The sequence below is a fragment of the Stenotrophomonas sp. 85239_Sma genome (assembly GCF_056481725.1).
Genome location: NZ_CM151163.1, coordinates 569,527 through 591,549 on the forward strand (window position 1 = coordinate 569,527; position 22,023 = coordinate 591,549).

Here is a 22,023-nt window from a genome sequence, read left to right on the forward strand (position 1 = left end):
TTACCTGCTTGAGTTCAAGGGGACCATGCCGCTGACCGAGGCCAGCGGCAGATGCACGTCAAAGTACTTTTTCCAGCTCCGGCAGGATCGCGAACAGATCCCCCACCAGACCGATATCGGCAATCTCGAAGATCGGCGAATCCGCATCCTTGTTGATCGCCACGATCGTGCCGGCGTCCTTGATGCCGGTCAGATGCTGGATCGCGCCGCTGATGCCCACCGCCACGTACAGTTCCGGCGCGATGATCTTGCCGGTCTGGCCGACCTGCAGGTCGCTGGGCACGTAGCCGGCGTCGACTGCGGCACGCGAGGCGCCGACGGCGGCACCGAGCTTGTCGGCCAGCTGGAAGATGACCTTGAAGTTCTCTTCCGAACCGACACCACGGCCACCGGAGACCACGCGCTTGGCGCTCTGCAGATCAGGGCGGTCGCTGGCACCGGCGGCCAGGCCGATGAAGCGGGTGTGGGTGGGCAGGGCGGCGTCGACGCTGGCCGCTTCGATGGCGGCGCTGCCGCCCTGGGCCGCTTCCGGCCACGAGGCGGCACGCACGGTGGCGACCACGATCTGGTCGGCCGGGGCTTCCACGGTGATGATCGCGTTGCCGGCGTAGATCGGGCGCTTGAAGGTGTGGCTGCCTTCAACGCTCATCAGGTCGGAGACCTGGTTGACGCCGAGCAGGGCGGCCACGCACGGCATCAGGTCCTTGCCGAAGGTGGTGGACGGGCCGAAGACGTGGGTGTAGCCCTTGGCCAGCTGCGCGATCTGCGGCGCCAGCACCTGGGCGATGGGCTGCGCGTTGGCGGCGTTGGCCACGGTCAGGACCTTGGCGACGCCGCTGATCTTCGCTGCCTCGGCGGCGACGGCAGCCGGATCGGCGGCCAGCACCAGCACGTCGATGCTGGCACCGCTGATGGCAGCGGCGGCGCTGACGGTCTTGGCGGTGGCGGCGTTGAGCTTGCCGTCGTGGTGCTCGGCGATGACGAGAATCTTGCTCATTACAGCAGCCCCTTCTGCTTGAGTGCGGCAACCAGTTCGGCCGCGTCCTTGACCATCACACCCTTGCTGCGCTTGGACGGCGCGGCGTACTGGGTGGTCTTGAAGGTGTCGGCGGCTTCAACGCCGAGGTCGGCCAGCTGCAGGGTCTCCAGCGGCTTGGCCTTGGCCTTCATGATGTCCGGCAGCTTGATGAAGCGCGGTTCGTTCAGGCGCAGGTCGGTGGTGACCACGGCCGGCAGGTCCACTTCCAGCGTTTCCAGGCCGGCGTCGACTTCGCGGGTGACCGTGGCCTTGCCGTCGGCAATGTCCAGCTTGCTGGCGAAGGTCGCCTGCGGCCGGCCCCACAGCGTGGCCAGCATCTGGCCGGTCTGGTTGGCGTCGTCGTCGATCGCCTGCTTGCCGAGGATCACCAGGTCCGGCTGTTCCTTCTCGATCAGCTTGAGCAGGGTGCGGGCGGCGGTCAGCGGCTGGATGGCCTGGTCGGTAACCACATGGACGGCGCGGTTGGCGCCCATGGCCAGGCCGTTGCGCAGGTGCGCCTGGGCATCGGTCGGAGCAATGGTGGCGACCACGACTTCGCTGGCGATGCCCTTGTCGCGCAGGCGCAGGGCCTCTTCCAGGGCGATTTCATCGAAGGGGTTGGGGGACAGCTTGACGCCGTCGGTGACCACGCCGGAACCGTCCGGCTTGACCTGAATGCGGACGTTGTAGTCCACCACGCGCTTGTACGCGACGAGGATTTTCATCTGGTACGGGGTCCTTCACTAAACAGGGAGAACATCCGGTCTTGGAACAGCAACCGGTTCGGGGGTGGGAACCCGATTCTAGCTGGCTTGGGGTGGCCATGCGAATGCGTATGGTCGGCGTGGTCCGGAGTAGCGGTAGTGTCAAATCCAGGCCGCTCGATCCTGGTGCCCGGTTCCTCGCGGCCGCCGCCGGCGAACAAGCCGTTCACGCGGAGCACCGGGCTGCCTGAATCCGTGCAAGCGCGGCATCAGCTCCGGGTGACGAGCAGGACGCCGAGGCAGATCAGGCCGACGCCGGCGAGCTTCATTGCGCTGAGCGGCTCGCGAAAGAAGAAGTACGCGGCAGCGACAACAATCACATAGCCAATGCTGTTGAAGGGATAGGCGAAGCTGACCTGCACCTTGGACAGGACGTACATCCAGAGCAGGAGGCTTGCCGCGAAGCACGAAAGTCCTGAAAACACCCAGGGATTGAACGCGATCCTAATGCCGCTTGCTGCCAGCGGCATCAAGCCTTGTCCCGTCACCAGCACCATTCCAGGCATGCCTTGGCGAAGCAGGAGCTGGGCAGCAGCATTGAGTGCAACCGAAAGCAGGATGATCGGGACGTAGGCTAGGTACATGCGTCGATTCCGGTGAGGGTCGGGTTGAGTAGGGCGCGGTGGACGGCTTTCCATCACCAGCTGAGGGTGGCACCGCCGATGATGCAGATCGAAACCAGCGCCACGCCCCAGCTGACCTGATCGCGTGCGGCGAACACGATTGGATCGTCATGCATGCCGCCACGATGCGCGATGATCCAGATACGGCCTATCCAGAACAGTAGGACTGGGCACAACAGCCAGAGCAGGCGTGGATTGCGATACAGCTCCAGGCTGTCCGGGCTGTTGATGTAGAGGGCGAACACCAGAATGCTGACGTAACCGGCCGCAGCGCCAAGAGACTGGATCAAGGACAGATCCGATACGTCGTAGCCGCGCCCCGCAATCTTCTGTCTTCCCGAGCCGGACATCGCCGCAAGTTCGGTATAGCGCTTGACCAGGGCCAGGCTGAGGAACATGAACAACGAGAAGGCCAGCAGCCAGAACGACAGGTCCACGCCGATCGCGATCGCTCCGCCGATGATGCGAAGGGTATACAGCGCCGCAAGCATGACTACGTCGATCATGACGATACGCTTGAGTACAAGCGAATACATCAGGGTCATGGCGTAATAGGCAAACAGTACGCCTGTGAATGCCGGGCTACTCAAAAGGGCGAGGGTGAATCCGGCCAGCGTGAGCAAGGGGGCTACCAGCAGCCCCTGCATCAGCGGCAGATCGCCGGCCGCAAAGGGGCGTCGGCGCTTGCGTGCATGCTGTCGATCCGGGGTTAGATCGAGCAGGTCATTGAGCAGATAGACCCCGGAAGCGCACAGCCCGAATGCGATGAATGCCATTGCGGCCCCGAACAGCGATACCGGATCGAACCAGCGATGCGCGGTTAGCAACGGAACCAGCACAAGCAGATTCTTCGACCACTGATAGACGCGCAGTGCCTTGATCCAGCTGCGCACGCCGCCGCCCTCGCTGGGCCAATGTGCATGGACCGTGGTGACTCTGGCGGCGGCGGTTGCCAGGCGGTTGCCAGCATTCACCACATAGGCAGCTGCGGAATGCTTCCAGACGTGGAGATCCACGTTGGCATTGCCCATGTAATCGTACTGGCCGGCACCAAAGCGGGCCTTCAGCGCTTCAGCCTTGTGGGGGCCGGCGAGGTTGCACCGGCCATCGCTGGCCATCACCTCCTCGAACACGCCCAGGTGTAGGGCGATGGCTTCCACCAGTGCTTGATCCGATGCCGAGCAAAGGACGCGCGGCCTCTGCCGGGTTGTCCGCAGCATGCCGAGCACACGCGCGTCGTACGGAAGCCATTCCACCGGCAATGTCACTCGGGATGCGATCTCGCGCTTGAGTGCGGCCTTGCCCCGCAGCAGCCAGAACGGCAGCAAGAAAATGCACAGGGGACTGCTGGCCAGTAGGGCCAGTACGGATTCATACAATAGATCTGATCGCAGCAGCGTGCCATCCAGATCTATGCAAAGTGCGCGATCAATGGGCTTCATTCGAAAACGACCGGGTTCCCTGTATGCTTCAGACTTCGGGTGCGCCTGAATTTCAGACCAAAGTATAGTCATTGATTTTGCGACCAGCAGGGTTGCGCGACTGGCAGCCCCAACTACCACCGCCGTGATGCGGCATCAGACCCAGCCACGCATGCCATCTATCCCGCGTCCGTCCTTGACCGCCAGCTTGCTGCTGATCTGTATCGCCGGTGTTCTGTTGCGAGGGGTGTTGCAGATTGCGTTCCCGGTAATGCCGATTTCGGATTTTGCCCGGTATCTGGAGGTGGCAACCAATCTCGCTAACGGGAATGGACTGTCGGTGTCTGGCGCTCCCTTTATCTCGCAGCCACCGCTGTACCCCGGACTGCTGGGTGCATGGCTATGGCTGTTTGGCGCGGATGTTTCCGCCGCCAAAGCACTAAATTTGCTTCTCGCGGCTTCAACGCTGATGCTGTGGGCTTGGGCCTGTCCGAAGATGGGTATGCGGCCGGGATGGCAATTGACCAGCCTGGCCGTGCTGGCGTTCCATCCGGCGCTGGTGGCCTATACCGGGTTGTTGGGGACCGAAACGCTTGCTGTATTCCTTGCGGTCCTTGCCTTTGCGCTAGCGACACTGCCGATGCGGGCGGCAATGCCTGCGCTGCTTGGCGTTGTCCTAGCTCTGATCGCATTGAATCGCCCGCAGCTGCTGCCGTTGCCGGTGGGGCTGGTGATCGGTGTCCTAGCGGGCCGCGGCGGCTTGGGCCGGGTGCGGAGCTGCCTGGTGATCCTGGTTGCGTTTCTTGCCGTACTTTTGCCTTGGATCATGCGCAACGAGCTGCTGTTCGATCGTGTCGTACCCGTAAGCGCCAACAGCGGGTACGTGCTGATGGTCAACAATAATGCACTGAATCGGTCCGGGAACTGGATGCCGCTAAGCCAGGTCCCGCTGTCCGAACATCAACTTCAGCGCTTCCAGGGCGAAGCCGCAGTTCCCATGTCCTTCTTCGACGAGGGCGATGAGGATGCCAAGATCCTGCAGTGGACGCCTGCTGCAGACGGCGTGGCACGATCCGTGGCGTTGGACTGGATGCGTCACAATCCTGGCAAGGTGCTGCACCTGGCCATCTTGCGACTGGAGACCAGCCTTGATCCGGCGACGCTGATGTACTGGCCCTTTGTCGATCTTGGGGGCGCGCCTCGCTGGCTGGTATGGGGTGTTGGAGGGCTGAACCTGATGCTGGTGCTTCTCGCAGCGCTTGGGGCGTTCCGGTTGCTACCACAGGTGCGGCAGCTTACGCTGGCCCAACTGATGGCGCTGGGGACGGTGGCCTTGGGCGTGCTGTCCATCGCCATGTTCGAAGGTCAGGGGCGCTACCTGATTCCGCTTGTTCCGGCGATGTTGATCCTGGCAGGCGGACGATCCAGTGGCAGCGGTACTTCGGCCCGGGCAGGGGCGGGTCACGCAGGTGCCGGCTTCGGGAAGGTATCCTCTACGGCCTGAGAGCGCTGCCGGGTCCGGACGCGCGCGTCCCTTGAACTTGGAGAGTGGATGATGCCTACCTGGCTCGTCACCGGCGGTGCCGGTTTCATCGGTGGCAATTTCGTCCTTGAGGCGGTTGCCCGAGGCGTGAAGATCGTCAACCTCGATATCCTGTCCTATGCCGGCAACCTGAAGACCCTGTCCAGCCTAGACGGTGATCCCGGTCATGTGTTCGTGCAGGGGGATATCGGTGATCGCGAGCTGGTCGCCCGGCTGCTGGCCGAGCACCAGCCGGAGGCCGTGCTAAACTTCGCTGCGGAGAGCCATGTCGACCGTTCCATCGACGGTCCGGGCGCCTTCATCCAGACCAACGTGGTCGGCACGCTGGGCCTGCTGGAAGCGGTGCGCGACTACTGGAAGGCGCTGCCGGCCAAACAGGGCGCGGCCTTCCGCTTCCTGCACGTGTCCACCGACGAGGTGTACGGCACTTTGGGTGAGGCCGGCAAGTTCAGCGAAACGACCCAGTACGCCCCCAATTCCCCGTACTCGGCGTCCAAGGCCGCATCGGACCACCTGGTCCGCGCCTTCCACCACACCTACGGGCTGCCGGTGCTGACCACTCATTGCTCCAACAACTACGGCCCGTACCACTTCCCGGAGAAGCTCATTCCGCTGGTGATCGCCAAGGCGCTGGCAGGCGAACCGCTGCCGGTCTACGGCGATGGCAGGCAGGTGCGCGACTGGCTGTTCGTGTCCGACCACTGCGAAGCGATCCGCACCGTGCTGGCCAAGGGCAAGGTGGGCGAGACCTACAACGTCGGCGGCAACTCGGAAAAGCAGAACATCGAAGTGGTGCAGGCCATCTGCGCGCTGCTGGACCAGCGCCGTCCGCGCGCGGATGGCCAGCCGCGCAGCAGCCAGATCACCCATGTGGCCGACCGCCCAGGACATGACCGCCGCTATGCGATCGATGCCTCCAAGCTGAAGAACGAACTGGGCTGGGAGCCGGCCTATACCTTCGAGCAGGGCATCAGTCGCACCGTGGACTGGTACCTGGGCAACCAAGCGTGGGTCAACAGCGTGCTGGATGGCAGCTATCGCCTACAGCGTATTGGCACCGCAGCCTGAGCCCAGGAGACGACATGACCCAGCGCAAGGGCATCATCCTCGCCGGTGGCTCCGGCACCCGGCTGTATCCGATCACCAAGGGTGTCAGCAAGCAGCTGCTGCCGGTGTATGACAAGCCGATGATCTACTACCCGCTCAGCGTGTTGATGCTGGCGGGCATCCGCGAAGTGCTGATCATCAATACGCCGCATGAGCAGGCGCTGTTCCAGCAGCTGCTGGGCGACGGCTCGCAGTGGGGTATGGACATCCAGTACGCGGTGCAGCCGAGCCCGGATGGCCTGGCCCAGGCCTACCTGATCGGCCGCGACTTCGTTGCCGGCAAGCCGAGCTGCTTGGTGCTGGGCGACAATATCTTCCATGGGCATGGTCTGCGTGAGGTACTCAAGCGTGCAGACGAGCGGGTGCACGGTTCGACCGTGTTCGGCTACTGGGTGCATGATCCGGAACGTTACGGCGTAGCCGAGTTCGACCAGAGCGGAAAGGTGATCGATCTGGTCGAGAAGCCGGAAAGCCCACGCTCGAACTATGCGGTGACCGGCCTGTATTTCTACGACGGCAAGGCCAGCGACTACGCAGCCGAGCTGAAGCCGTCGCCGCGTGGCGAACTGGAGATCACCGATCTCAACAAGCGTTACTTGGCCGAAGGCAACCTTCACCTGGAGGCCCTGGGCCGTGGGTACGCGTGGCTGGATACCGGCACCCACCAGTCGCTGCTGGAGGCGTCCAACTTCATCGAGACCATCCAGACCCGTCAGGGCCTGCAGGTCTGCTGTCCCGAGGAAATCGCGTTCGGCAAGGGCTGGATCAACGCTGGACAACTGGAAGCGCTGGCCGCGCCGTTGATCAAGAACAGCTACGGCGAATACCTGCATAAACTCGCCCTGCGTGGAGTCGTTCCGTGAAAGTGATTGAAACCAGGTTGCCCGGCTGCGTGGTGATCGAGCCGGCCGTGTTCGGTGATGCCCGCGGTTACTTCTTCGAAACCTGGAACGCCGAGCGCTTCGCCGCGCTGGGCCTGCCGGACCGTTTCGTGCAGAGCAACGTCTCCACTTCCGCGCAGGGCGTGCTGCGCGGCCTGCATTACCAGTGGCCGCGGCCGCAGGGCAAGCTGGTCAGCGTGCTGGAAGGCGAGGTCTATGACGTCGCCGTCGACATCCGTCGCGGCTCGCCGACCTTCGGCCAGTGGGAAGCGGTGGTGCTGAGCGCGGAGAACAAGAAGCAGTTTTTGATTCCGGAAGGCTTTGCCCACGGCTTTGCCGTTCTGTCCGAGCGTGCGGTGTTCAACTACCTGTGCACCGAGGTCTACCTGAAGGACTTCGATGCCGGCGTGCGCTGGAATGATGCGGACATCGCTGTGGACTGGCCAGTCAGTGCACCGACCTTGTCGGCCAAGGATGAAAACGCACCGTTCCTGAAGGACATCGCCGAGGACCGCCTGCCGGTCTACATCCCATGACGGTGCTGGTGTTCGGAGGCAACGGCCAGGTCGGCCAGGAACTGCTGCGCGCGCTGGCCCCGCTGGGTGCAGTGGTCGCCACCACCCGCAGCGGCACGCTGCCGGATGGCAGTGTCTGCGAAACCGCCGACTTCAGCCAGCCTGACAGCCTGCCGGCACTGCTGGATCGCGTGCAGCCGTCGCTGGTGGTCAATGCGGCCGCTTACACCGCCGTAGACCGTGCCGAGCAGGACGTGGAGGCCGCGTTCGCGGCCAACGCGCAGGCACCGGGCGTGATCGCGCGCTGGTGTGCGGCGCACGGCGTGCCGTTCGTGCATTACTCCACCGACTATGTGTTCGATGGCCAGGGCAGCGCGCCCTACCGCGAGGACGAGCCGACCGCGCCATTGGGCGTGTACGGCACCAGCAAGCGCGATGGTGAGGACGCGGTGCGTGCGGCCGGTGGCCGCCATCTGATCTTCCGCACGGCGTGGGTGTATGCCTCGCACGGCGCGAATTTCCTGCGCACCATGCTGCGCGTGGGCGCTGAGCGCGATGCGCTGCGGGTGGTGGCCGACCAGATCGGTGCACCGACGCCGGCTGCGCTGATCGCCGATGTCACCGCGCAGGCACTGCAGCATCCGGGCCAGTTGTCTGGTACCTGGCACCTGACCGCCAGCGGCCAGACCAGTTGGCATGGGTTCGCCGAGGCGATCTTCGCCGAAGCGTTGGCCACCGGCGTGTTAGCCAAGGTGCCGACGGTTGAGGCGATTCCCAGTTGCGAGTATCCGACCCCGGCCAAGCGCCCGGCTTGGTCGGTGTTGGACAACCGCAGGCTGCAGCAGGCCCTAGGCACTCCTCTCCCGAACTGGCGTGAGGGGTTGGCCGTCGTGATGAATGAAATCAAGCGCTTGCTGGATGAGCCCGCTGGGGGCGAGGCGTCCAGGACGAACTAAACCGATTTCCCCACCGGCAGTGCAGACACCTTTCCGGACACTTTCATTAAGCGGACAGGAGGGGGAAGCGGGGCACGCAGGCTAGAATGCGCCGATCGTCTTCAAGGAATCGCGTGACATGTGTGGAATCGTGGGTGCAATCGCCGATCGCGACGTAGTGCCGGTGCTGATCGAGGGTCTGAAGCGGCTTGAGTACCGCGGTTACGATTCCTCCGGCATCGCGGTGATCGACCACACCGAGCGCCCCGAGGTACGCCGGGTGCGTCGCACCGGTCGCGTGTCGGAAATGGCTACGGCGGCCGAGGCCGAAGGATTCAATGCAGTGCTGGGCATCGGCCACACCCGCTGGGCCACCCACGGGGGCGTCACCGAGGCCAACGCGCATCCGCACATCAGCCACGGCGTGGCGCTGGTGCACAACGGCATCATCGAAAATCACGAGGAGCAGCGCGAGAAGCTGCGTGCCCTGGGTTACACCTTCGAATCGCAGACCGATACCGAAGTCATCGCGCACCTCATCCATCACCACCTGAAGGACGGCGACGACCTGCTGGTGGCGCTGCAGCGCACGGTGAAGGAGCTGACCGGTGCCTACGCGCTGGCTGTGGTCAGCCGCGCCGAGCCGGAGCGCTTTGTCTGCGCGCGCATGGGCTGCCCGTTGCTGGTGGGCCTGGGCGAGGGCGAGAACTTCGTCGCCTCCGACGTTTCGGCGGTGATTTCGGCCACCCGCAAGGTGATCTTCCTGGAAGAGGGCGACACCGCCGAGATCCGCCGCGAGGGCGTGCGCATCTTCGACGAGCATGACCAGCCGATCGAGCGCGAGGTGCACCTGTCCGACGTATCGCTGGCATCGCTGGAGCTGGGCCCGTACCGCCACTTCATGCAGAAGGAAATCCACGAGCAGCCGCGCGCGCTGGGCGACACCATCGAGGCGGCGATCGACGCCGGTGGTTTCCCGGCCGAGCTGTTCGGCAAGAATGCCGAGGCCGTGCTGTCAGGCATCGAAGGCGTGCAGATCATCGCCTGCGGCACCAGCTATTACGCCGGCCTGACCGCGCGTTACTGGATCGAAGCCATCGCCGGCCTGCCGTGCAGCGTGGAGATCGCCAGCGAGTACCGCTACCGCGCCGCCTATGCGAACCCGAAGCACCTGATCGTCACCATCTCCCAGTCCGGCGAAACGCTGGATACGATGGAAGCGCTGAAGTACGCCAAGTCGCTGGGCCACACGCACACGCTGTCGATCTGCAACGTGCCGGAGAGCGCGATTCCGCGCGCCAGTGAGCTGGTCTGCTACACCCGTGCCGGTGCCGAGATCGGCGTGGCCTCGACCAAGGCCTTCACCACCCAGCTGGCCGCACTGTTCCAGCTGACCGTGGTGCTGGGCAAGCTGCATGGCCGTATCGACGCGGCTCAGGAAGCGGACTACCTGGAGCAGCTGCGCTTCCTGCCGGGCAGCGTGCAGCACGCGCTGAACATGGAGCCGCAGATCGCCGCCTGGGCCGAGCGGTTCGCGCGCAAGAGCAGCGCGTTGTTCCTGGGTCGTGGCATGCACTTCCCGATCGCACTCGAGGGTTCACTCAAGCTCAAGGAAATCACTTACATCCACGCCGAGGCCTACCCGGCCGGCGAGCTGAAGCACGGCCCGCTGGCACTGGTGGACGAAGACATGCCGGTGGTGGTGATCGCGCCCAACGACAGCCTGTTGGAGAAGGTGAAGTCGAACATGCAGGAAGTGCGTGCGCGCGGAGGCGAGCTGTTCGTGTTCGCCGACCAGGATAGCCACTTCATGGAGTCCGAGGGCGTTCATGTCATCCGCACGCCGAGGCACGTGGGCGCGCTGAGTGCAGTGGTGCACACCATTCCGGTACAGCTGCTCGCATATCACACCGCGCTGGCGCGAGGTACGGATGTCGACAAGCCGCGCAACCTCGCCAAGAGCGTCACAGTGGAATGAAAGATGGCCGGTCAAAGACCGGCCTTCTTCTCTTAGCTGCGCCCGTAGGTATCCTCGAACCGCACGATGTCATCCTCACCCAGATAGCTGCCGGACTGCACTTCGATCAGTTCCAGCGGCAGCTTGCCCGGGTTGCGCAGGCGGTGGGTCACGCCCAGCGGAATGTAGGTGCTCTGGTTCTCGCTGAGCAGGATCACTTCATCGCCACGCGTCACCTCGGCGGTGCCGCTGACCACGATCCAGTGCTCGGCACGATGGTGGTGCATCTGCAGGCTCAGCGTGCCGCCCGGCTTGACCGTGATCCGCTTGACCTGGAAGCGCTCGCCGTTGTCGATCGAATCGTAGGCGCCCCACGGGCGATAGACCTTGCGATGCCAGGTGGCCTCGCTGCGGCCTTCGGCCTTGAGCTGAGCGACCACCGTCTTGACGTCCTGCATGCGGTCGGCCTTGCCGACCAGCACCGCGTCCTCGGTCTCGACGACAATCACGTCATCCAGGCCGACCAGTGCCACCAGGCGCTGTGCATAGGCATAGGTGTTGCGGCAGTCGATGGCGATCACATCGCCCTGGTGCGCATTGCCATCGCCGTCCTGCTGCGAGACATCGCGCAGCGCGGTCCACGAGCCGACATCGCTCCAGCCCGCATCCAGTGGAATCACCACGGCATCGGCGGTCTTCTCCATCACCGCATAGTCGATGGAATCGGACGGAACGGCGGTGAAGGCGTCCTTGTCCAGGCGGGTGAAGTCGGCATCGCGACGCGCCTGCTGCCAGGCCTGGCGGCTGCCGGCCAGCATGGCGGGCTGGAAGCGTTCCAGCTCCTGCAGGTAGCGCGAGGCCTTGAACAGGAACATGCCGCTGTTCCAGTAGTACTGGCCGCTGCTGACGTAGCCGGTGGCGGTGTCCAGGTCGGGCTTCTCGACGAAGCGCTCGACCGCGCGCAGGCCCTGGCCATCGGCGGCCTTGATGTAGCCGTAGCCGGTTTCCGGGCCGGTTGGCACGATGCCGAAGGTGACCAGCTTGCCGGCTTCGGCAGCGGCGGCGGCGGCCTGTACAGAGCTGCGGAACGCGGCCTCGTTGGTGATCACATGATCGGAAGGCAGCACCAGCAGCAGGGTGTCGGCGCCGTCGCGGGTGGCTTCCAGCGCGGCCACCGCGATCGCCGGGGCGGTGTTGCGACCGACCGGCTCAAGGATGATCGCGGCTGGCTCGGCGCCGACCTGCTGCAGCTGCTCGGCGGCGACGAAGCGGTGCTCTTCGTTGGCGATCACCAGCGGCCCACGCGAGGCAATCGGTGCGACGCGCTTCCAGGTGGCCTGCAGCATCGTCAGCTCGCCCGCCAAGGGCAGGAACTGCTTCGGATACGCCTCGCGCGAAAGCGGCCACAGGCGGGTACCGGATCCACCGGACAGGATGACGGGCTGGATGCTGCTCATGCGTTCCTCGGTTACTGCTGGATGAGGCGGGAAATGTCGTCGGTGCGCGCCTGCATCAGCGCGGCATCGCCTCGGGCTTCAACATTCAGGCGCAGCAGCGGCTCGGTGTTGGAGCTGCGCAGGTTGAAGCGCCAGTCGCCGAAGTCGGCGCTGATGCCGTCGGTGTGGTCCAGCGCCGGCGACTGCGCGGCGAAGTGTTCCATCACGCGCGCGACGGCGGCCTTGGCATCGGCAACCTTGAAGTTGATCTCGCCACTGCACGGATAGGCGGCCATGCGGTCTTCGACCCAGTCGGCCAGCGAGCGCCCGCTTTCGGAAACCAGCTGGGCGATCAGCAGCCACGGGATCATGCCGGAGTCGGCATAGGCGAACTCGCGGAAATAGTGGTGGGCGCTCATCTCGCCACCGTACACGGCGTCTTCGGCGCGCATCTTTTCCTTGATGAAGGCGTGGCCGCTCTTGCACTGCACCGGCACACCGCCGGCCTGTTCGACCATATCCACGGTGTTCCAGACCAGGCGCGGGTCATGCACGACCTTGCCGCCGGGATTGCGTGCCAGGATCGCCTTGGCCAGCAGACCGACCAGGTAGTAGCCCTCGATGAAGCGGCCGGTGTGGTCGAAGAAGAAGCAGCGGTCGAAGTCACCATCCCAGGCAATGCCGAAATCGGCACCGTGTTCACGCACCGCATCGGCGGTAGCGGCGCGGTTCTCCGGCAGCAGCGGGTTGGGAATGCCGTTGGGGAAGCTGCCGTCCGGCTCGTGGCAGATGCGGATGAACTCGAACGGCAGGTGCGGTGCCAACAGGTCGACGATGGCACCGGCGCCGCCGTTGCCGGCGTTCACCACCAGCTTCAGCGGCTTGAGCTTGCTGGCGTCGACGTAGCTCAGCAGGTGGTCGATGTAGGCGCTCTTGTCGTGGCGGGCGGTCTGCGTTGCGCTCGGCGGCTGCGGCGCGCCGGTATCGGCGGCCACGGCGTCGGAAATCGCGAACAGGCCGGTATCCGAACTGATCGGGCGCGCGTTCTCCTTGACCAGCTTCATGCCGTTGTAGTCCATCGGGTTGTGGCTGGCGGTGACCATCACGCCGCCGGCCGCGCCCAGATGGTCGGTCTGGAAATAGACTTCTTCCGTGCCGCACAGGCCGATGTCGATCACCTCGCGCCCGGTGCCGCGCAGGCCCGCGGCCAATGCGTCCTGCAGCGCGGGGCTGGTCAGGCGCACGTCATGGCCCAGTACCACCGGGCCCGGTGCAAGCTGCGCCGCCAGGGCCACGCCGATGCGGCGCGCCAGGTCTTCGTTCAGTTCTTCCGGCACGCGGCCGCGGATGTCATAGGCCTTGAAGGCGGGCAGGGGCATCGATCGGATCCTTGGGGAGCTCAGCCCAAGATTGTAGTCCCAGTCCTGTATGGGAATCGTTTCCATGCCGCAACGCCACGTGACCGGTCGGTGCGCTGGCCTAGAATGGGCGGATTACATCAACGAGGTGAGGGCGTAGATGAGCAACCCGGCAACGACCGGCGGAAAGCGCGGCAAGCGCTTCGCCAGTGCGGCGGAGGCCCTGCGGGGGGTGGTCGCCGATGGCCAGACCCTGGCCGTGGGCGGCTTTGGCCTGTGTGGCATTCCCGAGGCGCTGATCGCTGCGCTGCGCGACAGTGGCGCCAAGGGCCTGACCGTGATCTCCAACAACGCCGGCGTCGATGGTTTCGGCCTGGGCCAGCTGCTGGAAACGCGGCAGATCAAGAAGATGATTTCGTCCTACGTGGGCGAGAACAAGGAATTCGAGCGGCAGTTCCTGGCCGGCGAGCTGGAGCTTGAGTTCAACCCGCAGGGCACCCTGGCCGAGCGCCTGCGTGCCGGTGGCGCGGGTATTCCGGCGTTCTTCACTGCCACCGGCTATGGCACGGTGGTGGCCGAGGGCAAGGAAACCCGCGAGTTCGACGGCAAGCACTACGTGATGGAGACTGCGCTGCGCGCCGACGTGGCACTGGTCAAGGCCTGGAAGGCCGACGAGGCCGGCAACCTGGTGTTCCGCAAGACCGCACGCAACTTCAACCCGGCCTGCGCGATGGCCGGCAAGGTCTGCATCGTGGAAGTGGAAGAGGTGGTGCCGGTCGGCGCCATCGACCCGGACCAGGTGCACCTGCCGGGTATCTACGTGCACCGCATCGTGCACAACGCGCATCCTGAGAAGCGAATCGAACAGCGCACCATCCGCGCGGAGGGCAACTGACATGGCGTGGACCCGTGACGAGATGGCGGCACGCGCCGCCCAGGAGCTGACCGATGGCGCCTACGTGAACCTGGGCATCGGCCTGCCGACGCTGGTTGCCAACCACATTCCCGAAGGGGTGGATGTGTGGCTGCAGTCGGAGAACGGCCTGCTCGGTATCGGCCCGTTCCCGACCGACGCCGAAGTGGACGCCGACCTGATCAACGCCGGCAAGCAGACCGTCACCGCACGTGCCGGCGCCAGCTACTTCGGCAGCCACGACAGCTTCGCGATGATCCGCGGCGGCCACGTCAACCTGGCCATCCTCGGTGCCATGCAGGTGACCGACAAGGGTGACCTGGCCAACTGGATGGTGCCCGGCAAGATGGTCAAGGGCATGGGCGGCGCGATGGACCTGGTGGCCGGCGTGCAGCGCGTGGTGGTGCTGATGGAGCACACCGCCAAGAACGGCGAGCACAAGATCCTGCCCGAGTGCTCGCTGCCGCTGACCGGCGTCGGCGTGGTTGATCGCATCATCACCGACCTCGCTGTGTTCGACGTCACCGATGCCGGTCTGCAGCTGGTGGAGGCTGCGCCGGGTGTCAGCGATGAAGAGCTGAAGGAAAAGACCGGCGTCGTATTCGCTCGCGATTGAGGAGATCGCCCAGCACGGATTGTCAGGCGCGCAGGAGTTCCTCGAGACTCCTGCGCGCGGCATCGCTGGAAAAGTGGTCACGAATGTTGTGGTAGCCCTGTTCCGAGATGCGCGACCACAGCACTTCATCCGAGTACAGGCGCAGGACTGCAGCGCTGAATTCTTCAGCGTCGGCTGCAATCAGGGCATTCCTGCCATCTACGAGGAACATGCCCTCGGCAGCGATCGGTGTGGCTACAACGGGGATGCCGTAGCTCATTGCTTCGTTGACTTTGCCTTTGACTCCCGCCCCAGACAACAGCGGAGCCAGGGCGACCCTGCATCCGGCAAGAAACGGCTGGAGTGATGCCACATGCCCATGAACAACCACGCCTTCGCGAGCGTACCGTGCAGCAACAGCTTCGGGGATCTCGCCAATCAGGTGCAGGACGATCTCCGGTCGTTGCGCCCTGATCCGTGGATGAATCTCGTTGACCAGCCATTCCAGGGCTTCTTGGTTTGGGTGGTGGGAGTAGCCTCCAACGAAGTACACCCCTGCGGTTTCCTGGAAGCAGCGTGTCTCACCGTGAACATCGTGGATGTTGGACAGGAGCCGGATATCGCTGCCGGGTAGTTCGGCCTGCAACAGTTCCAGCTCCGCCTGGCTCACCACCAGCGTTGCATCGCTAGCCTTAATCAGGGCGATTTCACTCTGCCGTGTCCTGACCGCCTGGCGTTGCAGCTTCGCGTCCTGCCGCAGATGGGCGGCGCGCTGCTCGCGGACATGATGCAGGTCGACAGTATCAAAGATGACTTTTCCAACGCCGTGGTCACGGATCAGCGCGATGTGCGCTGCCGCGACATGGTGTCGGCTGAGCAGGGCAGCACGAACCTGATGGCTGTGGACATTCAGCCATTGATCGAGTCTGGGACGACCGGGAACGCCAATCAGCTCTACGCCGATGGCATCCAGGAAGCTTTTGTTGCTGGCGCTGATAACCCCGTTGTCTGGCATGAAGACCGGCCGGAATCCCAGCTCGCTTATGGATTGCAGGATCCTGCCCATTCTTACCGAGCCGGAATCGCGGGTCGGATCCGGGGCATTGGCGTCCAGTACAAGCACGTACCCGGGCTGGGAAGATAGCGCGGCATCGCTGCTTTCATCGGGAGTGCCAAGGTGATCGGTTGGCGTCCCAAGTGCTTCTGCAGTTACTTGCCGGCGCAAGGCGATCTTGATCTTGCACAGGGTGCCGACCAGGCCAACATCCTGCAGATTCCGGATCACCAGAGCCAGCCGCCGCGATGCCTGGTGCGACCGCCATTTGAGGCTGTACCAGGAGTGCTTCAACGTCATGATCATCGGGGGGTACGTTGCGGTACGGGCGTCCATCATAGTCGCTGGCCGCGAGGGCGGCGTGCTAGCGTGTGACCATGCTGTTCCCCCACGACCTGCCCGATGCCGATGTCCTGCACCTGCCGGGCTGGCTGGCTGCGTCCGACGCCGACCAGCTGCTGTCCTCGCTGCAGGCCGAGGTGCCCTGGGAAACCCATCGCATCCGCATGTTCGGCAACTGGGTGGACTCGCCGCGGCTGAGCTGCTGGATCGGTGACCCGCAGGCGCGCTACCGCTACTCCGGTGCCGAGTTTGTGCCACACCCATGGCCGCCCGTGTTGCAGGCCGTGCGCGGGCGCCTGGAAGCGGAAGGCCGCGGCCGCTTCAACAGCGTGCTGCTGAACCGCTATCGCAGCGGCGGTGACTACATGGGCTGGCACAGCGATGACGAGCCGGAGCTGGGGCCGGCCCCGGTGATTGCTTCGCTGAGCCTGGGCGCTGCGCGCCGATTCCTGCTGCGACGCCGCGACGAACCGGCGCGCAAGGCCGAATTCGTGCTGGGCCATGGCGACCTGCTGCTGATGGCCGGGCAAACCCAGCGCTTCTACCAGCACGCGCTGCCGAAGATGGCGCGGGTGCAGGGCGAACGAATCAACCTGACCTTCCGCTGGATCACGCCAAGGTGAGGGTTGCTGCCGGGCACGGCCCGGCGAATGCGGCGATCAGCGTGCAACGGTCGGTTGATCGGCCTGCCCGCTCACCAGCGTCCAGCCCACCACGTCCTGCGCCAGCTGCTGCAGGCCGCGCTCGAACGCGGCGGCCACGGCTGGTACGTCGGTGCTGCCCACCGGCTGCGTTTGGCGGAAGGTGCGGTCGGCCACCACGCGCTGGTCGGCGACGTGGATCAGCTTGGCGTTGACTTCGATCACCACGGTTGGCGTAGCCTGGCCCTGGTAATCCGATTCAAATCGGCGCACGTCGGTGGACAGCTTGTAGTCGGCACGGATGCCGGCGGCCACGCGGGCCACGCCACGGATGCGGCCGGAATCCTCGAACCCGCGCAGCAGGGTGTCTTCGATCATGTCGGTGGCCGGCTGCGCCCAGCTGGCACCCTTGTAGATCTCCATCTGCGACGGTGTTGGGCGCACATTGATGCGCGGGCTGTCGACCATGCGCGCGGCGCTGGGCTTGGCCAGCACCAGCTGCCAGCTGGCCTGCGGCCACGCCGGGTCGGCCTTCACCTGCACGGCGGGCGAGTACAGCGTCACCGCGGTCTTCTCGCTGCTGCCAAGAATGGAACAGCCGCCCAGCAGGGAAACCATCGAAATGGCCAGCAGCAGGCGCGGAAGGGTGGTCGGGCTCATTTGGGTTCGAACTCCTTCGGTGCGTCGCGGCCCAGCAGGTAGCGCGCGGGATTGTTCTCGAGACGGTCGCTGACCCGGCGCAGGTCGCGGATCAGGCCGCGCAGTTCGGTCAGCGTCGGGCCCAGCTGGCCAAGGCCATCATTGGCGAAGCTGTTGATCGCGGCGCGGTTCTCGCCGAGGATCGAATCGGCGTTGCCAGCGGCCGAGTCGAGCTTGGCCAGGGTAGCGTCGAGCTTGTCGATGATGCCCGGCAGCTGCTGCACCAGGTTCTTGTCCAGGCGCTCGATGGTGCCGTTGGTGGTCTTCAGCGTGGTGTCCAGGCTGCGGGCGGCATCGCGCGCGCTGAGCAGCAGTGCCTGGGTGCCCTGGTCACGGTCGGCCAGACCGCCGCTGATCGTCTCCAGATTGGCCAGCGTGGCGTTGATCGAGGCCACGTTGCGGTCGCTGAGGATCTGGTCCATGCGCTCGACGATGCGGTTGGCGACGTCGGTGATGTTCTGCAGCGCGGAAGGGGTGGTCGGGATGATCGGTGCCGGGTCCTTGTTGACCGTGGTCAGCGCCGGTGACTGCGGCGTGCCGCCACTGAGCTGGATGATCGACGGGCCGGTCAGGCTGGTGATCGCCAGCTTGGCGCGGGTATCGGTCTTGACGGGTGTCGTCGAGTTCAGGCGGATGCGCGCGACCACCTGGCGCGGGTCGTCCGGCACCAGGTTCAGTTCGGTGATCGAGCCCACCGCGATGCCGTTGTACTGCACCGGGCTGCCCACCGACAGCCCGGTCACCGCTTCGCGGAAGACCACGCGGTATTCCTGCCAGGTGCGGTCGGAGGAGTATTTGGCCGCCCACAGGCCGAAGGCCAGCAGGGCCAGGCCGGTGATCAGGGTGAACGCGCCTATCAGCACGTAGTTGGCTTTGGTTTCCATGGCTCAGGCACTCTCGATCTGTTCGCCACGCGCGGCGCGCGCGCGGGGTCCGTGGAAGTATTCCTGGATCCACGGATGATCCAGTTTCTCGATGTCCGGCAGCGGCGCGTTGGCCACCACCTTGCGGTCGGCCAGCACGGCGACGCGGTCGCAGATGGCGTACAGCGTGTCCAGGTCGTGGGTGATCAGGAACACGGTCAGCCCCAGCGCTTCCTGCAGGGTCTTGATCAGGCGGTCGAATGCCGCCGCGCCGATCGGGTCGAGGCCGGCGGTGGGTTCGTCCAGGAACAGCAGCGGCGGATCCAGCGCCAGCGCCCGGGCCAGGCCGGCGCGCTTGCGCATGCCGCCGGACAGCTGCGAGGGCAGCTTGTTGATCGCGTCGGCGGGCAGGCCGGCCAGTTTCACTTTCAGCAGCGCCAGTTCGTAGTGCCAGCGTTCGGGCAGTTCGCGATGGTGTTCCTTCAGTGGCACCTGCACGTTCTCGCCCACGGTCAGCGAGGAGAACAGGGCGCCGTCCTGGAACAGCACGCCGGTGTTGCGCTCGATGTGCAGGCGGCTCTCGGCATCGTCGGCACGCGCATCGCGGCCCAGCACTTCGATCCGGCCCTCGTCGGGCGTGCGCAGGCCAAGGATCGAGCGCATCAGCACCGACTTGCCAGTACCGGAGCCGCCGACCACGCCCAGGATCTCGCCGCGGCGCACGTCCAGGTCCAGGTCTTCGTGCACGGTCTGGCTGCCGAAGCGGTTGACCAGGCCACGCACGCGGATGGCCAGTTCGTGGCCGTCGCCATCGTGCATGTCGAGGGTTTCGGGGAGGGCGGATGTGCTCATGTCACCAGTCCATGTGCATGAACCACAACGCCGCGAAGGCGTCGATGATGATCACCAGCGAGATCGTCTGCACCACGCTGGAGGTGGTGCGCTCGCCGACCGACTGCGCGGTGCCCTCGACCTTCAGTCCTTCCAGGCAGCCGATCAGGCCGATCACCAGCGCGAACACCGGCGCCTTCGACAGGCCGACCAGCATGTGCCGTACTTCCATCGTCTCGTGCATGCGCGCGATGTACATCTTTGGCGGGATGTCGAGGTCGAACGCGCCCACGGTGATGCCGCCGGCCAGGCCGGCGACCATCGCGATGAAGGTCAACAGGGGCAGGGTGACCAGCAATGCCAGCAATCGTGGCAACACCAGCAGGTCGACCGGGTCCAGGCCCAGCGTGCGCATCGCATCGATTTCCTCGCGTGCCTTCATCGCACCGATCTGCGCGGTGAACGCACTGGCGGTGCGGCCAGCCAGCACGATGGCGGTCAGCAGCACGGCAAACTCGCGCAGGAAGGCGATGTTGACCAGCTCGACCACGTAGATCTCGGCGCCGAAGTCACGCAGGATGGTCGAGCCGAGGAAGGCGATCACCGCACCGACCAAGTAGGACAGCAGCGCCACCAGCGGTACCGCGTCCAGCCCCACCTGCTCCATCTGGTGCACGGTGGCGGTCAGCCGGAAACGGCGGGGTTCCTTGACCAGCCGGGCCGCCTTGACCAGGTTCTCGCCGAGGAAACTGCACAGCGCCTTGATGTTGTGGCCGGTGGTGTGGACGCTGACGCCCAGCCGTTCCAGCGCGGCCAGCACGCCGAAATCGCGCTTGGACTTGGGCCGGTCGTCGGCCACTTCCTCGATGGTGCACACCAGCGCCTGGTGGTCCGGGCGGAACTGCAGTGCGTCTTCGTGCAGATCGGCACGATGTGCCACGCGCAGTACCTGCAGCACGCCAGCCGAATCCAGCTGTTCGATACCGGTGGCATCGATGCCGGTTAGCGTATCGGGAACGCCGTGCAGGACCTCGGCCGCGGCCAGCGCGGTCTTCAAGGTCCAGGTGCCGGACAGGCGGATCAGGCCCGGGTCGTGGGCATCCTGTTCGAGCTGGGGGGCGTGGTTCGGGGTCACTTGGGCCATTCGGGTCGCAGCATAACCGTTCTGTATCGGGCTTCGCGTCGAACTCGGATGAATTTCTCCGGTGGCCCCAGCGTAGGTAATACTACGGCGCATGTCCGCAGACGCTCACACGATCCCCACGCCCCAGGCTACCTACGCACAGCGCGTGGCCTTTGTTTCCGAGATCGCCGGACGCCTGCACAGCTATGGCACCACGGCCCAGCGCCTGGAAGCGGCGGTGGTGGCACTGGCCCGCCAGCTCGATCTGGATTGTGAACCGTGGTCGAATCCCACCGGTATCATCCTCAGCTTCAGCGATCCGGCGCAGGCGATCGGCTCCAGTGACATCACCCGCGTGATCCGCCTGGCGCCCGGTGAGAACGACCTGCACAAGCTCAGCGTCGCCGACCATATCGCTGAGGAAGTGTCCAACGGGCGGATGAGCATCGCCCAGGGCCATACCGCGCTGCGCCAGCTGGACAAGGATCCGGGCCGGCGCGGCAAGCTGCGCACCATCCTGTCGTTCAGCCTCGGCGCGGCCGGCGTGGCGGGTATGTGGAAGCTGCCGTGGCTGGACATTGCCACGGCCGGTGTCATCGGCCTGATGATCGGCCTGCTCGGCATGGTCACCGACCGCCGCCCGGCCACCCGCGAAGCCGCCGAGGCACTGGCCGCGCTGCTGGCCGGCCTGGTCGCCACGCTGGTCGCATCCTTCATCGGTGCGCTCAACCTCAACACGGTGATCATCGCCTCGCTGGTGGTGCTGCTGCCCGGCATGTCGCTGACCAATGCGGTCAACGAGCTGGCCAGCCAGCACTGGGTGTCGGGGACCGCGCGCTTTGCCGGCGCGCTGACCACCATCATGAAGCTCAGCGTCGGCGCGATGATCGCGGTGACCCTGGCCGACGTGTTGGGGCTGGACCCGGTGGTCCGCGCCACGCGGCCGCAGGGGCCATGGGTGGAGTGGGGCTCGCTGCTGACCGCAGCCTTCGCCTTCGCGATGCTGTTCAAGGCCAACCGCCGCGATTACCCGTGGGTGATCGCCGCCTCGGTGGCCGGTTATGCGATCTCCAAGTTCGGTGGGCACGCCTGGGGCGCGCCGGCCGGCATTTTCCTGTCGGCGATGCTGCTGACTGCCGGTGGCAACCTGTTCGGCCGCCTGGTCGGGCGTCCGGGCGCGATCATCCGCCTGCCGGGCATCATCATGATGGTGCCCGGCAGCACCAGCCTGCGCGGCGTGCTGACCCTGGTCCAGCAGCAGGACGTGGGGGCCGGCCAGAGCGTGTTCCTCACCGTGCTCAACGTGGTGATGGCGCTGGTGGCCGGCCTGCTGTTCGGCAACCTGCTGATGCCCGCTCGCAAAACCCTGTAATCGCCCTCTGGGCTGCTTCCTGTGGGTGTGGA

General features: G+C 65.2%; 21 protein-coding genes. 10 read left to right on the top strand and 11 right to left on the bottom strand.

Annotated elements, in window-relative coordinates:
- Window positions 1-58 precede the first annotated feature (58 nt).
- From ACYKG1_RS02595 to ACYKG1_RS02610, 4 genes are all read right to left on the bottom strand, one after another.
- Window positions 59-997, bottom strand: a complete 939-nt coding sequence (locus ACYKG1_RS02595) for an electron transfer flavoprotein subunit alpha/FixB family protein (protein ID WP_262083053.1) — start codon at window positions 995-997, stop codon at window positions 59-61.
- Entirely contained in the window at window positions 997-1,743 is a 747-nt protein-coding gene (locus ACYKG1_RS02600) for an electron transfer flavoprotein subunit beta/FixA family protein (protein ID WP_262083054.1), read from the bottom strand. The genes ACYKG1_RS02595 and ACYKG1_RS02600 overlap by 1 nt, the downstream gene beginning before the upstream one ends.
- Window positions 1,744-1,991: 248 nt before the next feature.
- Entirely contained in the window at window positions 1,992-2,366 is a 375-nt protein-coding gene (locus tag ACYKG1_RS02605) for an SMR family transporter (protein ID WP_262083055.1), read from the bottom strand.
- A 53-nt stretch (window positions 2,367-2,419) separates the two neighbouring features.
- Entirely contained in the window at window positions 2,420-3,820 is a 1,401-nt protein-coding gene (locus ACYKG1_RS02610) for a UbiA family prenyltransferase (protein ID WP_478472688.1), read from the bottom strand.
- A 202-nt stretch (window positions 3,821-4,022) separates the two neighbouring features.
- Here ACYKG1_RS02610 and ACYKG1_RS02615 point away from each other — a divergent pair, with 202 nt between their 5' ends.
- The 6 genes from ACYKG1_RS02615 to glmS all read left to right on the top strand — a co-directional run bounded on the left by ACYKG1_RS02615 (window position 4,023) and on the right by glmS (window position 10,785).
- Entirely contained in the window at window positions 4,023-5,330 is a 1,308-nt protein-coding gene (locus ACYKG1_RS02615) for a hypothetical protein (protein ID WP_262083057.1), read from the top strand.
- 51 nt (window positions 5,331-5,381) lie between these two features.
- Entirely contained in the window at window positions 5,382-6,437 is a 1,056-nt protein-coding gene (gene rfbB / locus ACYKG1_RS02620) for a dTDP-glucose 4,6-dehydratase (RefSeq protein WP_478471765.1), read from the top strand.
- A gap of 14 nt (window positions 6,438-6,451) precedes the next feature.
- Window positions 6,452-7,339, top strand: coding sequence for a glucose-1-phosphate thymidylyltransferase RfbA (rfbA, locus tag ACYKG1_RS02625; RefSeq protein ID WP_262083059.1), 888 nt, complete (start codon window positions 6,452-6,454; stop codon window positions 7,337-7,339).
- A complete protein-coding gene (rfbC, locus tag ACYKG1_RS02630) occupies window positions 7,336-7,893 on the top strand; it encodes a dTDP-4-dehydrorhamnose 3,5-epimerase (protein ID WP_262227256.1) in 558 nt (185 codons plus the stop codon). The genes rfbA and rfbC overlap by 4 nt, the downstream gene beginning before the upstream one ends.
- Window positions 7,890-8,828, top strand: a complete 939-nt coding sequence (gene rfbD / locus ACYKG1_RS02635) for a dTDP-4-dehydrorhamnose reductase (protein ID WP_262083061.1) — start codon at window positions 7,890-7,892, stop codon at window positions 8,826-8,828. The genes rfbC and rfbD overlap by 4 nt, the downstream gene beginning before the upstream one ends.
- 118 nt (window positions 8,829-8,946) lie before the next feature.
- A complete protein-coding gene (glmS, locus tag ACYKG1_RS02640) occupies window positions 8,947-10,785 on the top strand; it encodes a glutamine--fructose-6-phosphate transaminase (isomerizing) (protein ID WP_478471766.1) in 1,839 nt (612 codons plus the stop codon).
- Between the two features lie 32 nt (window positions 10,786-10,817).
- Here glmS and ACYKG1_RS02645 read toward each other — a convergent pair whose 3' ends face one another.
- Complete coding sequence (locus ACYKG1_RS02645; RefSeq protein ID WP_478471768.1) at window positions 10,818-12,221, bottom strand: mannose-1-phosphate guanylyltransferase/mannose-6-phosphate isomerase; 1,404 nt, start codon at window positions 12,219-12,221, stop codon at window positions 10,818-10,820.
- Window positions 12,222-12,232: 11 nt separating this feature from the next.
- Complete coding sequence (locus ACYKG1_RS02650; protein ID WP_478471770.1) at window positions 12,233-13,579, bottom strand: phosphohexomutase domain-containing protein; 1,347 nt, start codon at window positions 13,577-13,579, stop codon at window positions 12,233-12,235.
- Window positions 13,580-13,718: 139 nt separating this feature from the next.
- Here ACYKG1_RS02650 and ACYKG1_RS02655 point away from each other — a divergent pair, with 139 nt between their 5' ends.
- Both ACYKG1_RS02655 and ACYKG1_RS02660 read left to right on the top strand, forming a co-directional pair.
- Window positions 13,719-14,453, top strand: coding sequence for a CoA transferase subunit A (locus ACYKG1_RS02655; protein ID WP_478471772.1), 735 nt, complete (start codon window positions 13,719-13,721; stop codon window positions 14,451-14,453).
- A 1-nt stretch (window position 14,454) separates the two neighbouring features.
- A complete protein-coding gene (locus tag ACYKG1_RS02660; RefSeq protein WP_478471774.1) occupies window positions 14,455-15,087 on the top strand; it encodes a CoA transferase subunit B in 633 nt (210 codons plus the stop codon).
- Between the two features lie 22 nt (window positions 15,088-15,109).
- Here the strand turns inward: ACYKG1_RS02660 and ACYKG1_RS02665 are convergent, their stop codons facing one another.
- A complete protein-coding gene (locus ACYKG1_RS02665; RefSeq protein WP_478471775.1) occupies window positions 15,110-16,426 on the bottom strand; it encodes a glycosyltransferase in 1,317 nt (438 codons plus the stop codon).
- 71 nt (window positions 16,427-16,497) lie between these two features.
- Between ACYKG1_RS02665 and ACYKG1_RS02670 the strand changes: the two genes are divergently transcribed.
- A complete protein-coding gene (locus ACYKG1_RS02670) occupies window positions 16,498-17,085 on the top strand; it encodes an alpha-ketoglutarate-dependent dioxygenase AlkB family protein (RefSeq protein ID WP_262083070.1) in 588 nt (195 codons plus the stop codon).
- A gap of 36 nt (window positions 17,086-17,121) precedes the next feature.
- On the opposite strand, the gene ACYKG1_RS02675 is transcribed toward ACYKG1_RS02670, so the two are convergent.
- From ACYKG1_RS02675 to ACYKG1_RS02690, 4 genes are read right to left on the bottom strand one after another with little or no spacing between them, the layout of a single operon-like run.
- Window positions 17,122-17,763: an ABC-type transport auxiliary lipoprotein family protein gene (locus ACYKG1_RS02675; protein ID WP_262083071.1), complete on the bottom strand. Its 642-nt coding sequence runs from the start codon at window positions 17,761-17,763 to the stop codon at window positions 17,122-17,124.
- Window positions 17,760-18,686: an MlaD family protein gene (locus ACYKG1_RS02680; RefSeq protein ID WP_057496696.1), complete on the bottom strand. Its 927-nt coding sequence runs from the start codon at window positions 18,684-18,686 to the stop codon at window positions 17,760-17,762. The genes ACYKG1_RS02675 and ACYKG1_RS02680 overlap by 4 nt, the downstream gene beginning before the upstream one ends.
- Before the next feature lie 3 nt (window positions 18,687-18,689).
- Window positions 18,690-19,517, bottom strand: a complete 828-nt coding sequence (locus ACYKG1_RS02685) for an ABC transporter ATP-binding protein (RefSeq protein ID WP_100471220.1) — start codon at window positions 19,515-19,517, stop codon at window positions 18,690-18,692.
- Between the two features lies 1 nt (window position 19,518).
- Window positions 19,519-20,640, bottom strand: a complete 1,122-nt coding sequence (locus tag ACYKG1_RS02690) for an MlaE family ABC transporter permease (protein ID WP_478471777.1) — start codon at window positions 20,638-20,640, stop codon at window positions 19,519-19,521.
- A 91-nt stretch (window positions 20,641-20,731) separates the two neighbouring features.
- Here ACYKG1_RS02690 and ACYKG1_RS02695 point away from each other — a divergent pair, with 91 nt between their 5' ends.
- Window positions 20,732-21,991: a threonine/serine exporter family protein gene (locus ACYKG1_RS02695; RefSeq protein WP_100471222.1), complete on the top strand. Its 1,260-nt coding sequence runs from the start codon at window positions 20,732-20,734 to the stop codon at window positions 21,989-21,991.
- The last annotated feature ends 32 nt before the right edge of the window (window positions 21,992-22,023 follow it).

Excerpts from the sequence above, each read along its gene's own strand:
- ACYKG1_RS02595 (WP_262083053.1), bottom strand. The coding sequence starts at position 997 with ATGAGCAAGATTCTCGTCATCGCCGAGCACCACGACGGCAAGCTCAAC.
- ACYKG1_RS02600 (WP_262083054.1), bottom strand. The coding sequence starts at position 1,743 with ATGAAAATCCTCGTCGCGTACAAGCGCGTGGTGGACTACAACGTCCGC.
- ACYKG1_RS02605 (WP_262083055.1), bottom strand. The coding sequence starts at position 2,366 with ATGTACCTAGCCTACGTCCCGATCATCCTGCTTTCGGTTGCACTCAAT.
- rfbB (WP_478471765.1), top strand. The coding sequence starts at position 5,382 with ATGCCTACCTGGCTCGTCACCGGCGGTGCCGGTTTCATCGGTGGCAAT.
- rfbA (WP_262083059.1), top strand. The coding sequence starts at position 6,452 with ATGACCCAGCGCAAGGGCATCATCCTCGCCGGTGGCTCCGGCACCCGG.
- rfbD (WP_262083061.1), top strand. The coding sequence starts at position 7,890 with ATGACGGTGCTGGTGTTCGGAGGCAACGGCCAGGTCGGCCAGGAACTG.
- glmS (WP_478471766.1), top strand. The coding sequence starts at position 8,947 with ATGTGTGGAATCGTGGGTGCAATCGCCGATCGCGACGTAGTGCCGGTG.
- ACYKG1_RS02645 (WP_478471768.1), bottom strand. The coding sequence starts at position 12,221 with ATGAGCAGCATCCAGCCCGTCATCCTGTCCGGTGGATCCGGTACCCGC.
- ACYKG1_RS02650 (WP_478471770.1), bottom strand. The coding sequence starts at position 13,579 with ATGCCCCTGCCCGCCTTCAAGGCCTATGACATCCGCGGCCGCGTGCCG.
- ACYKG1_RS02655 (WP_478471772.1), top strand. The coding sequence starts at position 13,719 with ATGAGCAACCCGGCAACGACCGGCGGAAAGCGCGGCAAGCGCTTCGCC.
- ACYKG1_RS02660 (WP_478471774.1), top strand. The coding sequence starts at position 14,455 with ATGGCGTGGACCCGTGACGAGATGGCGGCACGCGCCGCCCAGGAGCTG.
- ACYKG1_RS02665 (WP_478471775.1), bottom strand. The coding sequence starts at position 16,426 with ATGATCATGACGTTGAAGCACTCCTGGTACAGCCTCAAATGGCGGTCG.
- ACYKG1_RS02670 (WP_262083070.1), top strand. The coding sequence starts at position 16,498 with ATGCTGTTCCCCCACGACCTGCCCGATGCCGATGTCCTGCACCTGCCG.
- ACYKG1_RS02675 (WP_262083071.1), bottom strand. The coding sequence starts at position 17,763 with ATGAGCCCGACCACCCTTCCGCGCCTGCTGCTGGCCATTTCGATGGTT.
- ACYKG1_RS02680 (WP_057496696.1), bottom strand. The coding sequence starts at position 18,686 with ATGGAAACCAAAGCCAACTACGTGCTGATAGGCGCGTTCACCCTGATC.
- ACYKG1_RS02685 (WP_100471220.1), bottom strand. The coding sequence starts at position 19,517 with ATGAGCACATCCGCCCTCCCCGAAACCCTCGACATGCACGATGGCGAC.
- ACYKG1_RS02690 (WP_478471777.1), bottom strand. The coding sequence starts at position 20,640 with ATGGCCCAAGTGACCCCGAACCACGCCCCCCAGCTCGAACAGGATGCC.
- ACYKG1_RS02695 (WP_100471222.1), top strand. The coding sequence starts at position 20,732 with ATGTCCGCAGACGCTCACACGATCCCCACGCCCCAGGCTACCTACGCA.